We start from the raw sequence: 12,508 nt of genomic DNA, 5'->3' as shown, positions 1-12,508 counted from the left end.
GCAGCCCCTGCCCACATCCCGCTTCGAAAGGACCCGCCGCATGGCCCAGCATCCTCCGGTGCAGCCGCTTCCCCAAACACCGCTCGGCCGCTTCCGCCACTACCGCGGCGGCGAGTATGAGGTGATCTGCATGGCCCGTCACAGCGAGACGGAGGAGCCGCTGGTGGTGTACCGCCAGCTCGATCCGGACACCGGCTACTGGGTGCGGCCGCACGCGATGTTTTTCGAGCAGGTCGAGCATGAGGGCCAGTGGCGGCCGCGCTTCGAGAAGATTGAGGACTGATGCCGCGGGCTTGGGCTGGCGGTGCCGCCCTCGCCCTCAGCCTCGACACTGCGCATAAAAAAAGGCCGCGGCGCCTCCGCCCCGCGGCCTTTTCATCACAACACTCCGCGCGTCAACGCAGCCCGTTGCGCATCGCCTTCAGCAGCGTCGCCTGGCTGTCGTCCCCGGTGAACTCCCAGAAGAACGCGCCGCCCAGGCCCTTCGACTTGGCGTAGCCCATCTTCTCGGTGATCTGCGCCGGCGTGTCGAAGCTCCAGAACGTGGTGCCGTTGTAGATCCACTGAGCGCGGCTCTGCGGGTCGACGAAGCTCGGCCAGTTCAGGTTCTTCAGCACCTTGTAGTCCTCGATGCCAGCCTCGTAAGTACCCGGCGCTGCGGTGCCCGTCTGGTAGAGCCCGTTGTTGGCGTTCGGCACGTTGGTCCAACCGCGGCCGTAGAAACCGATGCCGATGTGCAGCTTGCGGGCCGGCACGCCGGCGTCGAGGAAGGCCTTCAACGAGTCGTTGGTGTTGTAGAACTTCGAGTCGCCAGTCGACGGGTCACCCGAGGCACCGTACAGCGCCGAGTGGAAGTTGGTGGTCGGGTCCCAGGCGCCGTGGAAGTCGTACGTCATCACGTTGATGAAGTCGAGATACGTGTGGATCTTGTTCGTCTCCATCACGCGGATCTTGTCGACCCCACCCGGTGCCGCGATCGTCAACAGCAGGCCGGGCCGCACCGCGTCGAGTTGCTTGCGGAACTCGGCCAGCAAGGCGGTGAAGTTTTCCTTGTCCTCCGGCTTGCCGCAAGACAGCCCACATGCCACCGGGTATTCCCAGTCGATGTCGATGCCGTCGAACACCCCCGCCAGCGCGCCCGGGCCGCCAGCACCTTCCACCACCGGCAGATCGCCCTTGATGTAGGCATCGATGCAGCTCTTGACGAAGGCGGCGCGGTTCTCCGGACGCGCGGCGCTCGAGAAGCCGCGCGAGTAGGTCCAGCCGCCCAGCGAGATCAGCACCTTCAGCTTCGGATACTTCGCCTTCAGCTTCTTCAGCTGGTTCCAGTTGCCGCGCAGCTTCTGGTCCCAGGTGTCGCCGACACCGTCGACACTCTGGTCGGCCGCGAAGGACTTGGTGTAGTCGGCGAAGGCGTCGCCACCCGCGCCGGTGTCGGCGTTCGACGGCATCGTGACGCCGACCTCGCACTTGTTGTCGCGCACGTTGCCGAAGGCGTAGTTGATGTGCGTCAGCAGCGGTGCCGAGCCACTGGTCTCGATGTTCTTGACCGTGTAGCCGCGACCGTAGATGCCCCACTGTGCGAAGTAACCCAGCACGTTCTGGCCGCCGCCGGCCTGGTCACCCTTGTCCGTGCGCACGGTCACCGGTGCCGAGGGCTGGGACGATCCGGCCTGGTTGTAAGCCTGCACCGTGAAGCTGTAGGACGTGTCGGGCCGCAGCGACCCGACGGTCGCGGTGGTGCCCGGCACCTGGGTCGCGGTGTTGCCGCCTTGCAGCACGCGGTATTGCACGGTGCAGTTCGGGCCGGCCGCCACGGCCTTCCAGGCCAGGTTCACGCTGTTGCTGGTGTGCGAGGGCGAGGTCAACCCGGTCGGCGTCGTCGGCGCCGTCGTGCACGGGCCGCTGGCGGTGCTGGTGAGCAGCGCCGCGCTTTGCGCCGAGGCGTTGCCGGCCTTGTCGCGGGCGCGCACGGTGTAGCTGTAGCTGGTGCCGGCCTTCAGGCCGGTGTCGGTGTGCGAGGTGCCGGTGGGCGAGGCCACCAGCTGACCCCCGCGGTAAAGGTCGTAGCCCGCCAGCCCGCTGCCGGCGTCGGTCGAAGCCGACCAGCCCAGCGTGATGCTGGTGGCGCCGATGTTGCCGGCCTTCAGGCCCGACGGCACCGAGGGCGGCGTCTTGTCGTCACCACCACCGCCGCCGTCGTCGCACGCACCGAGCTTCTTCCAGACGTCCCATTCGCCGGAATTCGACGCCGGGCTCTGGTTCTGCGTCCACCATTTGGCCTGGTAGGCCTGCTGGTTCAATTGCACCTGTTTGCCACCGGTATAGACGTCGGCGGCGGCCCACTGCGGCAGACCGCTGCAGTCGTAGGCGTGGGCGCCGCCGGTCACCGCGAAGGCGGCCAGGGCAAAGAGTCGGACAGGGGTTCTCATTGAAAGGTCTCCACGGATAAGAGTGGTAGTGAAACGGCTGCCCGCCCGGCACCGGCCGGGCAGCATGGGAAAACGGGGGGAGGCCGAGAGGCCAGGGCTGGCGGCGAGGCACCTCGGTGCCGCACCGGTGGCTGGGGTCAGTTCAACCGCAGCCCGGCCTGCATCACGGCACGCCGGGTGGGGTCGGACAACGGCTGCCGCGAGGGCGAACAGCGTCGTCGTCCTTTCCGCGCGTGTAACCGGCGGGGGGGACCGGGGGGCGAAGTTGAGCCGCGAGGACCGCGCGGTGATACATGAACGTGTCTCCTTGCTCGAAGGCCGGCACACCGGTGCCCGCCTCCTCCCGTTGCCCCTTGGGCGATTTGCCAGGGAACCGGCAACAGGACCAGTTCTCCAAGTGATCTTCTTTTGGTATTGAAATGGTACGTACCAGTTACGGGGCGGCCACAGGCAATTGAAACGGAAGGTGTCGCCAAGACGACAGGTGCGAGGGGTTTGGAAGGGTCTTTCCAGAGAGGCGGAAGAGGCCCTGTACTTGGCGAGTGGGCGAAGTCCCGGCGCCTTTCAGGCGGTCGCTGTCCTATGCCGGTGCGCCGCTGGGACGACACCTACCGGGCTCTCATAGAGCACCGCGGCAGGGGCTCGTCGCCCTCTTGGCGCTGGTGCTTCAGCGTGTCGGTGGTATGCGGTGTCACCGCGTCACATGAGCGCTGCAACCGGCCGGGAGCGGCGGGCTCTTTCATGCGGAAATGCAGTGCGCCCTAGCAGGCACTGCAACCGCAACGCCTGCCAGGGGGTCGCAAGGTAAGGCATACCTTGCGGCAGATGTTGTGATGTGTTGCGCAAGCGCGGGGAATTCCGCGCCGCTATCGCTCCTGCCCGCGCCCGGCCCGCAGAGCGGCCGCAGCTTGCGGCTCACGTCGACCGGATGGCGGCGCCGGTTCAGCCGTCCACCGCGTCCTCAAGAGCCGGCGCCACCACCCACGGCGCCAGTTCTCTTGCGACACCGTTGTTTTCGAGCAAAAGATGTGTCGCCACCGAGGTGCGGTCCGCCGCGGTGCGTTGTTGCGACAAGAACCAATGGCCCTGCAACGAGCGGACCTCGATCTCGAACCCCACCAGCCTTTGCAGCGCCGCGTCGAGGAAGTCGGGCGCCGCGTCCTCCAATGACCACGGCTGGGCCCTGCCGGACTCTTGCTGGAGGACCAGTGCTTCGAGATGGCCCCTCAAAAACGAGACGTCGTGGATGACGGCGATCGGCCCTCGCGCCTGGGCTGCCACATAGTTCCACCCGGGCGCCACCGACCGGCTGCGCTGGCCGTTGACGTACCACCTGGGCGAGATGTACGCGTTGGGGCCCTGGAACAGCGCCAGCACTTCGGGGGCCTGTCGGGCGCTGTCGAGAAATGGATGCCCCAGCGGACAGTGCCCTCTCAGGCGATCCGGTTCACCCTGCGCGCCGGGCACCAGATGCAGCGGAAAGAGATGAACGTCCGGCTGCGACCCCTGCGCGCAGACCAGCGTGGCCAGCGGCCAGGACCGTATGAAACCACGCAGGGTGTCGCGGTCGTGTTGAGCAAACAAGTCTCGGATGTACATGCGGTGCGCTCGTGCAAGGCGATGCCCGCAGTCTCGGCGCTGGCGTGCATCACGTCTTGAACGAGACGGCCACCCGGCCTCGATGCCGCCATGTCGGTGGCGCCGCCTCCCGGCGTCGCGGCGTGTAGCCGCCGAACCTGCGGAAGTCCCGGCAGAGGTGCGACTGGTCCGCATAGCCCGCGACGCAGGCGAGTTCGGCCAGCGATTGATCAGGCCCCTCGTCCAGGAGCCGCATCGCATGCTGGAACCGCAGCACCCGTGCGAGCGTCGCGAACGGCATGCCGGCAAGCGCGAGCGCGTGGCGGCGCCCGGAGCGCGACCGGTCGGCGCTGTGCAGGGTTCCAAGGTCCGCCTGCAACGCGGCCATGCGCGTCAGGGCGTCCCGTTGCCACGGCTGCAAGGCGACACCTTCGCCGAGTTGCTCGCCGAGCCGTTGCAAGGCGGCCACCGCCGCTTCTGCGTGCAGCGCGGTCAGCAACGGCGCCGCCTTCGCGCCGAGCCGCTCGCGCGCGGACGCATCAGCCACCCATGTGTTGCGCAGCGATGCCGCGGGCAGCCCGAGGCAGATCGCACCCCATCCCAGGCGAAACCGCAGGCCTGCCAGGAAGTCGCCGGGGGCCACGGGAATGCGGGCAGAACGGTCCGCCGGCCCCACCAGGCACAGGCTGGCCCGGCTCAGCAAACCGTCTGGGTCCAGGCGGGCCCTCAGCAGCACGTCGATGCGGCCGTCGGCCGTCACCAACTGCTCGCCGGCACGCGTCGCGGTATAGGTCCAGCAAGCCTCCACCCAGGCGTCCGCCCCTGGCGCGGCGGGGTGCTCCTGATAGTGACCTGGGGCAGACGACAAAAGCAGTGACATCGTCGAATTCCGAACAGCAGCGCAAGGAACTCGACTGTAATCGGCCGGCCTCGGGTGCCGGGGCCGGCCCGGCGGTACGCGGTCGGTCCTGGCCACTGTCACAACCCGACCGGCCCGTCCGTCTAGCGAGCATGCGACACCTCCACCTGCCCCCCACCCTGCACCGCGTGCTGACCGTGACACTGTCGGCCAGCTTCGCGGCCAATGCCGTACTGATGCTGGCCCTGCCTCGATGGTGGTACGACAGCGTGCCCGGCGTGGCCCTGCGAGGCCCGTTCAACCTGCATTTCATCCACGACATCGGCGTGGCCTATCTGGCCGCGAGCGTCGGGCTGGCATGGCGCGCCTGGTCGCCGGCCGGTGCACCGGCGGCGCTGGTGGCCGCGCTGTTTCTGGGTTTGCACGCCGCCGTCCATGTGGTCGACCTGCTGGCCGGCCGGTGCGGCTGGGAGAGTGCGAAGGTGGACATCGTCTCGGTGCTGCTGCCCGCCGTGCTCGCCGCGGTGGTGGCGCCGGGCGGGAACGCGGCCGCGGCGCGTTCCGCACCTCGAACGTAGCCGGCCGGCGGCGCGGCAAGGACGGCGCTGGCCGCCGGTGCCGCGTCTTGCCAGTCCGCGCGGCGTTAGTGTCCGGCCGCGGTGCGCTGCGCCCGCGCCTGTTCCCAAGCCGTGCGTGCCAAGGGCTCGGCCTCGCCCCACGCCAGCGGGGAGCGGGCATTCGAGTCGATCCAGCCCGAGGCGAGCTGGTCGGAGAGCTCGTCCCACGAGGTGGCGTCGGGGTAGCGGGCGGCCGCCGAGTGGCCATAACGGTAAGCGCTCTCGCAGTCCTCGTAGCTGCGCTGCGGCCCGGTGGCAGGCTGCCGAGCATGCAGCTCCCGCCAATGCTGGACGTCGTAATCGTCCTCGGCCGGCGTGTCGACGCCCTGCACCAGCGTGACCCCTGCGGCGGCTCCCGCCGCCGCGCCGGGCACGATGCCCAGCGGGCCCGCCATCATGCCGCCGGCGGCGCCGAGCGCCGCGCCCGCCAGGCCGGCGCCGGCCGCGGCCACCGGCCGGTCCCCAAGTAACTTTTTCACCGGATTCTGCGAGCCCTCTGCGTCGGGTCGGGACGTCTCGTCGCTGCGTTCGCTCATGTGCTGAACTCCTCACGTCGGGTGCCGGCCTCGGACAGGCCGGCATGTTCCAACCCCTGCAAATAGAGCGCCCGCGCCGGGCGCCCGGTTCTTTCTGCAGCAGGCCGACGCAAGGCCGCCTGGCGCCCGCTTATTCGCGGTCGCCGGCCGATGCGCGCCGCACGATAGGTGCGGCGACGGCCGCCGGAGAAGCCAGCGCGCGCTGGATCTCCTCCAGCTTGAAGCCCCGCGTCTCGATGCCGCTGCGCCACAGCAGCACCGCGGCCGCGGCCATCGGCAGCGCCAACAGTGCGGCAGACAGCGCAAAGTGGTCGAAGAAGCCGACCACCGCCAGCCCGGCGCCCAGGATGCCGCCGAACTTGGAGCTGGCCGCGATGACACCGGAACCCGTGCCGCGCAGATGCACCGGATAGATCTCGGCGGCGTAAGGAATGAGCATCGCGATCACGCCGCTGACGCTGACCAGCAACATGACGGTCGCGACCAGCGTGATCCACGGCGCTTGCACCTGCCACAGGCCGAGCGCCGCGAAGCCGAGCAGCGTCAGCGTCGACAAGGCCGAGAAGACGATCAGCGTCTTGAAACTGCTCCAGCGGTCATAGAGCCAGATCACCAGGGCGATCGCCGGCAGCCCGTAGAAGGCCGACTTGGCCAGCAAGGCGCTGGCCGCCGTCGGGTCGACCCCCAGTTCGCGCAGATTCGAGGGCAGCCAGAGCAGGAAGCCGAAGTTGACCAAACCCCACCCCGTGCCACAGACGAGCAGTGCCCAGGTGATGCCGGCATGCCGCCCTTGCAGCAGTTGGCGCACGGTGGCGACCGGGTGGCTCTCGTCGATCGGCTCGGGCGGCGGATGGGCGTCGTCGTCCGGCTCGAGGCCCCGCCGGTTGCCGGCGAAACGGGCCAGCACGGCCACCGCTTCCAGATGACGCCCCATCGCCGAGAGGAAGCGAGGCGACTCGGGGATGTAGCGGTTGAGGAAGATGATGGCGGCGCCGGTCGGCAGACCCAGCAGCCACAGCACCCGCCAGCTGAACAGCGGCTCGAGCAGGGCGGCGGCGCCCGACGCCAGCAGGTAGCCGGCCGACGTGCCGATGCCGCCCAAGGCCACCAGCAGCCAGCCGCGGTGGCGCGCCGGCACGGTCTCGGCCATCAGGGTGAAGGTGATCGGCAGCAGCCCGCCGGCGGATGCGCCCATCAGGAAGCACATCGCCAAATTCCATTCGAACGACGGCATCGCACCGCAGATCGCCGTGCCGATGAACATCAGTGCCGACAGCAGGATGGCGGCACGACGGCCCATGCGGTCGGCGATGCGCCCCCAGACCACCGACCCCACCGTGGTGCCGGTCAACGCGAACAAGGCCAGCAACCCGGCCTGCGAACGCGGCAGCTCGTATTCGCGGCTCAGCCCCGGGATCACGAAGCCGAGCGTGGCCGGCTTCATCACGTCGATGGCCAGCGTGACGACCAGCACCACGACCAGCTTCCAGTGCTCGCGGTTGAGGGGCACACCATCGGCCAGATGGAAGTGCGGCGCGGCCGCACTGCCGGCCCCCACCCCCTGGTCGGCCGGCAACAGACCTCGCCAGGCGAGCAGCACGCCAACGGGGATCAGCGCCATGCCGGCCCACATCTCGAGGCTCATCTCCATGCCGACCATCTGCCACTGCGTGTATTGCCCCATCAGGAACATCGGCGCATGAGCGAGCACGCCGGCGGTGATCAGCAGGGTTCCCAACCAGAAGGGGACGGGGCGGTGGAACATGAGACGGAGCGAGCGGAGCCAGGACAGGGGAAAGGCGGATTGTCCCCCGAAGCGGCGTCGCGCTTGGACGGCGGTCGCATGCTCTCGCGACGCAAACGCTCGATTCCTGCTCGCACATCGCCGCCGCCGCGCCGCCGCGCGCCCGTGCCGCCATGCCGTGGGCAGCCGCTGCTGACGATCAGACCGCCACCAGTTCGGCGGCCTGGCGCCGGCATTCGTGACGAGTTTCTCGACGGGCCGGCTCGCCCGCGGCGGCCCCGCAGCCCCCCTCTCAAGTTCCGTCCTGCGATGCCGATAGTCTCGTACGCCTTGATTGGCGTGAGAAAAGGCCTGAGGGAGCGCATCCATGACCGACACGCTGGTTGTCAACGAGCATTACTTGAACCGCGTGGTCGCGGTGGCCGAGACCGCGGGCGTCGAGGCGGCCGAAGACATCATGTCCGGCAACGGCATCAAGCTGCTGGCCAAGGGCACCCGCATCGACGCGAACGCCAAGGAGCGTTTGCTGCAGCACAAGCTGCGCAAGCCGCTGGAATCCTCGGTGCGCGTGATCGACGGCGTGGCCTTGCGGCAGCTCGACCAGGTGGCCGAGGCCTTGCTCGATCGCCACGCGCTGCTCGCCAGTGTCTGCGGCAGCGTCGACGCGCGGCGCGTCACGGCGGCGCTGCAGGCGTTACGACTGACGTCGTCGACCGAATCGATGCTGAGCGTCTATGCGGCGCAGGGGCCGCACAAGCTGGAGCATGCCGTCGGCGTCAGCCTGATGGGCGCGTCGATGCAGCACAACCTGCCCGGGGCCGGGAGCGGCGACGGGCAGCAGGTGCTGATGGTGGCCGGCCTGCTGCACGATGTCGGTGAGCTGTACATCGATCCGGCGATCCTCAACGCCCGCTCGCGGCTCACCGCCGAGCAGTGGAAACACATTGCCGCGCACCCGATCGTGGCCGCGCACCTGCTGCGCGACATGCCGGGCGCGGGTCCACAAGTGGCCGAGGCGGTGCTGTGCCACCACGAGCGTCTCGACGGCTTCGGCTACCCGCAGGGCCTGCGCGGTACACAGCTGCCTTTGTCGGGGCAGGTGCTGGCGCTGGCGGAGATGCTGATGGGCCTGATCGAATCAGGCCGCAGCCCGGCGGAGCGCGCGAGCGTCGCGGTCAAGCTCATTCCCGGCGAGTTCAACCGCCACCTGCTCGCCCGGGTCGCGCAGGCCATCCGTCGGAGTGCCACGGCGCCGGCGGAGCAGGAAGCGGCCCCGCAGAGTGCGATCGAAACCTTGGCGCAGCGCGTTGCGCTCCTCGACACCACACTCGGCCGCTTGCGGCCGCTGGAAGACAGCATCGAGGAGCGCATCCGCAGCAGCAGCCCCGGGCTCAGGGAACTGATGCAGCACACCGTGGACCGCGGGCGCCGCATCCGGCTCGCGTTCTCGAGCACCGGCCTCAACACGCTGGGGCCGCAGGAGCTGCGCGAACGCCTGGCGGCGATGGACGCGCAGGTTCAGTTCGAGGTGGACATCGTATTGCGCGAGATCGAGTGGCGCATGCACGAAGTGAAGCGCGAAACGCGTTTGCGCCTGGAGCGCCTGCCGCCGGCGGACGCGGCGCTGGCCCTCCAGTTCGTCGAGGAGAGCAAGGACGCGGCACGCTCGGCGGTGCAGGAAGTGGCGAGCCCCGCGGTGCAGCGGGCATCTGCCTGACGACCAAACGGGCCGGCTCTACTTTTTTCCGCACCCCGCGCTCAAAGCCTTGACCTGAGCGACCCGGCGTTGGGCGGAATGGCGCGAGGATAGGTGAACGGCACGAACGGAACACCCCAGTTGTGCGCCATGTCCATCACCTCGTGGAACCGGTGCACCCAGGTCGACGAGGGCGGGTAGCACTGGTTCCAGAAGGCAAAGATGGCCCAGGCCAGCGCTTCATACTCCTGCGGCCTCGCACCGGCCCATTCGGCCATGCGCATCAGGCGACCGGTCGTGAACGACGGGCCGGCCCAGATCGGCATGCCCTGCACGCGCGCGGCCATCACGAAACCGCTGTGCTCTTTCAAGGTATAGCGCGCCGGCTCGCCGCGCCCCGGCTTGTAGCGGAAATCGGTCGTGTCGCTGATGATGGAGCGGCTGTACTCCGGCTTGCCGAATTCGTTGATGCGGAAATGGGTGCCCTTGCTCTGCTCGGGTGGCACCTCGACGGCCGACTTGAAGTTGCTCTTGAGGAAGTCGCTGACGTCGTGCAGCGTGATGATGCGGTCTTCGAAGTAATACGCGTCCGGTTGCTTCAAGACCCGGGCGATGTTGGCGCCCGACTTTTTGTACAGAGGCTGGTAGGGCAGCTTCAGGTTGGCCTTTTCGTCCAGCAGCGACGCCAACACCTTGGGCGCACTCGGACTCGAGACCTTCATGCGCACCTTGTCGAGGAGCGCGGCCAGGTGGCTGGCGATATAGGGCGACTCGCGGGTCTCGCCCGCCAAGCGGGTTTCCGTTCCGTCCAGCGCTTCACGCGACAGAAACTCCCCCATCACCGCGCGGGCCATGTTGGTGTAATCGCCGAACTCCAGGATGTGGCGCTGCTGGCCCATCTTTCTGCGCGCCTCCCAGGCCTGCGGATCGTCGCCGCCCTGCGCGCTGATCCACTCCCTGAGGATGGGGAGGATCTCGCGTTTGACATGCAGGAAGAAGCTGTGGAAGCCGCCCGAGACGTTGTTGAGGATGTCGCGGTAGGCCACTTCGGCGTCGTGATACTCGCGCACCTGGCCATCGGCGCCGCGGAACTTCAGCGTGGCCTGTACCGCCTGCCATTGAAAGGTGCCCGGGCCGTGCACGAGTGGGGCCGGCCCGGGCGCAAGCAGCGGCTCTCCGGCCGCGAGTGCGCCCATCCGATCGGCCTCCGCCTCCAACTCGAAGTCGACCAGCCACCGCACCTGCGCGCCGTCGCTGCCGGCCGGCACCCGGCCTTGCTGCTGCTGCCGCACATGTGCAAGTTCATGCCCAAGCAGGCGCCGCCCGTCGGATGTGTCGGGGTTGAACATCCCGGGCGCGAAGTACAGGTCGCTGCCGTGGTTGAACGCCGGCACACCGAGCGCCGCCGGCTGCGAGCCGATGTGGATGCGCACCGCCTCGAAGTTCGTGCCGAACAGCTGTTCCATCGGCCGGCGCACTCGATCGGGCAGCGGAAAGCCGCGGTCGGGCGCGCCGAAACACAAATCGGACAAGGTTTGCATGGGCAACTCCGAGGGGCTCGAGAAGGCGCGGGCCCGAGGCTGGCGAGAGCCTCGCGATACAGGGTCGAAGCGACGCGCCTCGACAGTTGACCCGTCATTCTGCGGGCCTCACACCGGCGCACCATCCCAAGTATTGGGGGTGTCGGCCGGAGGCAGCCGGCGCTACAGCCGCCGCGGCGGACGGCTTCGCCCTGCGCACGGCCGGCAGCAGCGTGATCGAGGCCACCACGAGCGGCACCAGCAGGACCAGGTTCAGCTGTTGCCAGCCGAGGCGGTGCAACAGCCAGCCGGACGAGAGCGACGCGAAGGCCGACACACCGGCGACGATCAACTCGTTGCAGGCCTGGACCTTGGCTCGCTCCTGCGGTCGATGTGTTTGCGCGAGCAAGGCCGTGCCGCCGAGAAAGGCGAAGTTCCACCCCACGCCCAACAGCACCAGGGACGAGCCGAACTGCCACAGCGCCAGACCCGACACAGCGATGGCGACGTGCAGGCTCAACAACACGACACCCGCCAAGGCGACCCGCTCGGCCTGGAAGCGCTGGAGCAAACGGCCGGTGAAGAACGACGGGACGAACATGCCGAGCACGTGCCACTGGATCACCGAGCGGGCGTCGGCCGCACCCAGACCGCAGTTGACCATCACGAGCGGCGTGGCCGTCATCGCGAGCACCATCACCGCGTAGGCGCTGGCCGCCGTGACCATCGCCTTGCCGGCACCGCCCGTCCGCAGGATCTCGACCAGCGGACGTCCCCGGTGCATCCCGGCCACGGTGCCGGTCGGCTTCGCCAGCCGGACCTGGCCGACGACCAGTGCGTAGGCCAAAGACAAGGCGGCCATCGCGAGATAGGCACCGGTGAAGTCCACCGGGCCGAGGGCGCGGGTCGCGTGGGCCAGCGCAGGGCCGGCCAGCGCCGCCACCACGCCGCCTCCGATCACCCACGACATGGCCCGCTCGCGTCCCTCCTCGGTGGCCGCCTCCATCGCGGCAAACCGGTGGTAGCTGCCGAAACCCTGAAACCCGCCCAGCAACAAATGGCCGAGGCAAAAGACCCAGAAGTCGCGCCGCCCCGCGCCCAGGGCCGAGACCAGGGCCCCGGCGGCACAAAGGCCGGCCCCGGCCCAGAACCCCCAGCGCCTGCCGTGCCGCTCCATCAACAGGGCAGCCGGCCATGAGACCAGGAACGGCCCGACGACCAAGGCGGCAATCGGCAAGGTCGCGAGCGACACGTCCGGCGCCAGCAGCTGTCCTGCCAGACCGCTGACCGCCATGCAACCGACGACGACGGTCAGCAGCAGGGCCTGCGCGACGGCCAGCAATGCGACGTGACGACGTGCCTGGGCTTGCAGCGTGTGGTTCATGGGGTAAACGTCCGGTGGTCGGGATGCGAAGACGGGCCGGCCATTGTCGGTCCCTGCGGCGGCATGCCGGCCGATGAGCGGCACATGCCGCGGCCTTGAACGGCAGCAGCCGACGCTTACGTGAACCTGCCACACACGCCCT

The 12,508-nt window shown here is 68.8% G+C and carries 10 protein-coding genes; 3 read left to right on the top strand and 7 right to left on the bottom strand.

Features of this window, described 5'->3' with window-relative positions; all coding sequences use genetic code 11:
- Positions 1–40: 40 nt before the first annotated feature.
- A complete protein-coding gene (locus tag AAW51_RS02570) occupies positions 41–283 on the top strand; it encodes a DUF1653 domain-containing protein (RefSeq protein WP_047193369.1) in 243 nt (80 codons plus the stop codon).
- Between the two features lie 112 nt (positions 284–395).
- Here the strand turns inward: AAW51_RS02570 and AAW51_RS02565 are convergent, their stop codons facing one another.
- The 3 genes from AAW51_RS02565 to AAW51_RS02555 all read right to left on the bottom strand — a co-directional run bounded on the left by AAW51_RS02565 (position 396) and on the right by AAW51_RS02555 (position 4,890).
- Positions 396–2,432 carry a glycosyl hydrolase family 18 protein gene (locus AAW51_RS02565; RefSeq protein ID WP_047193368.1) on the bottom strand — a complete coding sequence of 679 codons (2,037 nt, stop codon included), beginning with the start codon at positions 2,430–2,432 and terminating at the stop codon, positions 396–398.
- 942 nt (positions 2,433–3,374) lie between these two features.
- The gene (locus tag AAW51_RS02560) at positions 3,375–4,031 is read right to left on the bottom strand and encodes an FMN-binding negative transcriptional regulator (protein WP_047193367.1); all 657 of its coding nucleotides are present in this window, start codon (positions 4,029–4,031) and stop codon (positions 3,375–3,377) included.
- Positions 4,032–4,080: 49 nt separating this feature from the next.
- Complete coding sequence (locus AAW51_RS02555; protein ID WP_083438020.1) at positions 4,081–4,890, bottom strand: helix-turn-helix domain-containing protein; 810 nt, start codon at positions 4,888–4,890, stop codon at positions 4,081–4,083.
- Between the two features lie 131 nt (positions 4,891–5,021).
- Here AAW51_RS02555 and AAW51_RS02550 point away from each other — a divergent pair, with 131 nt between their 5' ends.
- The gene (locus AAW51_RS02550) at positions 5,022–5,447 is read left to right on the top strand and encodes a hypothetical protein (RefSeq protein ID WP_047193365.1); all 426 of its coding nucleotides are present in this window, start codon (positions 5,022–5,024) and stop codon (positions 5,445–5,447) included.
- Positions 5,448–5,512: 65 nt separating this feature from the next.
- Here the strand turns inward: AAW51_RS02550 and AAW51_RS02545 are convergent, their stop codons facing one another.
- Together AAW51_RS02545 and AAW51_RS02540 are read right to left on the bottom strand one after the other, a co-directional pair.
- Entirely contained in the window at positions 5,513–6,022 is a 510-nt protein-coding gene (locus AAW51_RS02545) for a hypothetical protein (protein ID WP_053013273.1), read from the bottom strand.
- Between the two features lie 130 nt (positions 6,023–6,152).
- Entirely contained in the window at positions 6,153–7,787 is a 1,635-nt protein-coding gene (locus tag AAW51_RS02540; RefSeq protein WP_047193364.1) for an MFS transporter, read from the bottom strand.
- A gap of 346 nt (positions 7,788–8,133) precedes the next feature.
- Between AAW51_RS02540 and AAW51_RS02535 the strand changes: the two genes are divergently transcribed.
- Positions 8,134–9,483: an HD-GYP domain-containing protein gene (locus tag AAW51_RS02535; RefSeq protein WP_047193363.1), complete on the top strand. Its 1,350-nt coding sequence runs from the start codon at positions 8,134–8,136 to the stop codon at positions 9,481–9,483.
- Positions 9,484–9,524: 41 nt separating this feature from the next.
- On the opposite strand, the gene AAW51_RS27770 is transcribed toward AAW51_RS02535, so the two are convergent.
- Positions 9,525–11,003 (bottom strand): eCIS core domain-containing protein, encoded by a 1,479-nt coding sequence (locus tag AAW51_RS27770; protein WP_053013272.1) that lies wholly within the window; start codon positions 11,001–11,003, stop codon positions 9,525–9,527.
- Positions 11,004–11,097: 94 nt separating this feature from the next.
- Positions 11,098–12,366 carry an MFS transporter gene (locus tag AAW51_RS02525; protein WP_053013271.1) on the bottom strand — a complete coding sequence of 423 codons (1,269 nt, stop codon included), beginning with the start codon at positions 12,364–12,366 and terminating at the stop codon, positions 11,098–11,100.
- Positions 12,367–12,508 lie beyond the last annotated feature (142 nt).

It is taken from the genome of Caldimonas brevitalea (assembly GCF_001017435.1).
Taxonomy (GTDB): domain Bacteria; phylum Pseudomonadota; class Gammaproteobacteria; order Burkholderiales; family Burkholderiaceae_C; genus Caldimonas; species Caldimonas brevitalea.
The sequence above is the reverse complement of the archived record's forward strand: the minus strand, read 5'-3'. Positions and strand labels throughout refer to the sequence as shown.

Bases quoted from the DNA above. Each gene is read 5' to 3' on its own strand.
- AAW51_RS02570 (WP_047193369.1), top strand. From the start codon at position 41: ATGGCCCAGCATCCTCCGGTGCAGCCGCTTCCCCAAACACCGCTCGGC.
- AAW51_RS02565 (WP_047193368.1), bottom strand. From the start codon at position 2,432: ATGAGAACCCCTGTCCGACTCTTTGCCCTGGCCGCCTTCGCGGTGACC.
- AAW51_RS02560 (WP_047193367.1), bottom strand. From the start codon at position 4,031: ATGTACATCCGAGACTTGTTTGCTCAACACGACCGCGACACCCTGCGT.
- AAW51_RS02555 (WP_083438020.1), bottom strand. From the start codon at position 4,890: ATGTCACTGCTTTTGTCGTCTGCCCCAGGTCACTATCAGGAGCACCCC.
- AAW51_RS02550 (WP_047193365.1), top strand. From the start codon at position 5,022: ATGCGACACCTCCACCTGCCCCCCACCCTGCACCGCGTGCTGACCGTG.
- AAW51_RS02545 (WP_053013273.1), bottom strand. From the start codon at position 6,022: ATGAGCGAACGCAGCGACGAGACGTCCCGACCCGACGCAGAGGGCTCG.
- AAW51_RS02540 (WP_047193364.1), bottom strand. From the start codon at position 7,787: ATGTTCCACCGCCCCGTCCCCTTCTGGTTGGGAACCCTGCTGATCACC.
- AAW51_RS02535 (WP_047193363.1), top strand. From the start codon at position 8,134: ATGACCGACACGCTGGTTGTCAACGAGCATTACTTGAACCGCGTGGTC.
- AAW51_RS27770 (WP_053013272.1), bottom strand. From the start codon at position 11,003: ATGCAAACCTTGTCCGATTTGTGTTTCGGCGCGCCCGACCGCGGCTTT.
- AAW51_RS02525 (WP_053013271.1), bottom strand. From the start codon at position 12,366: ATGAACCACACGCTGCAAGCCCAGGCACGTCGTCACGTCGCATTGCTG.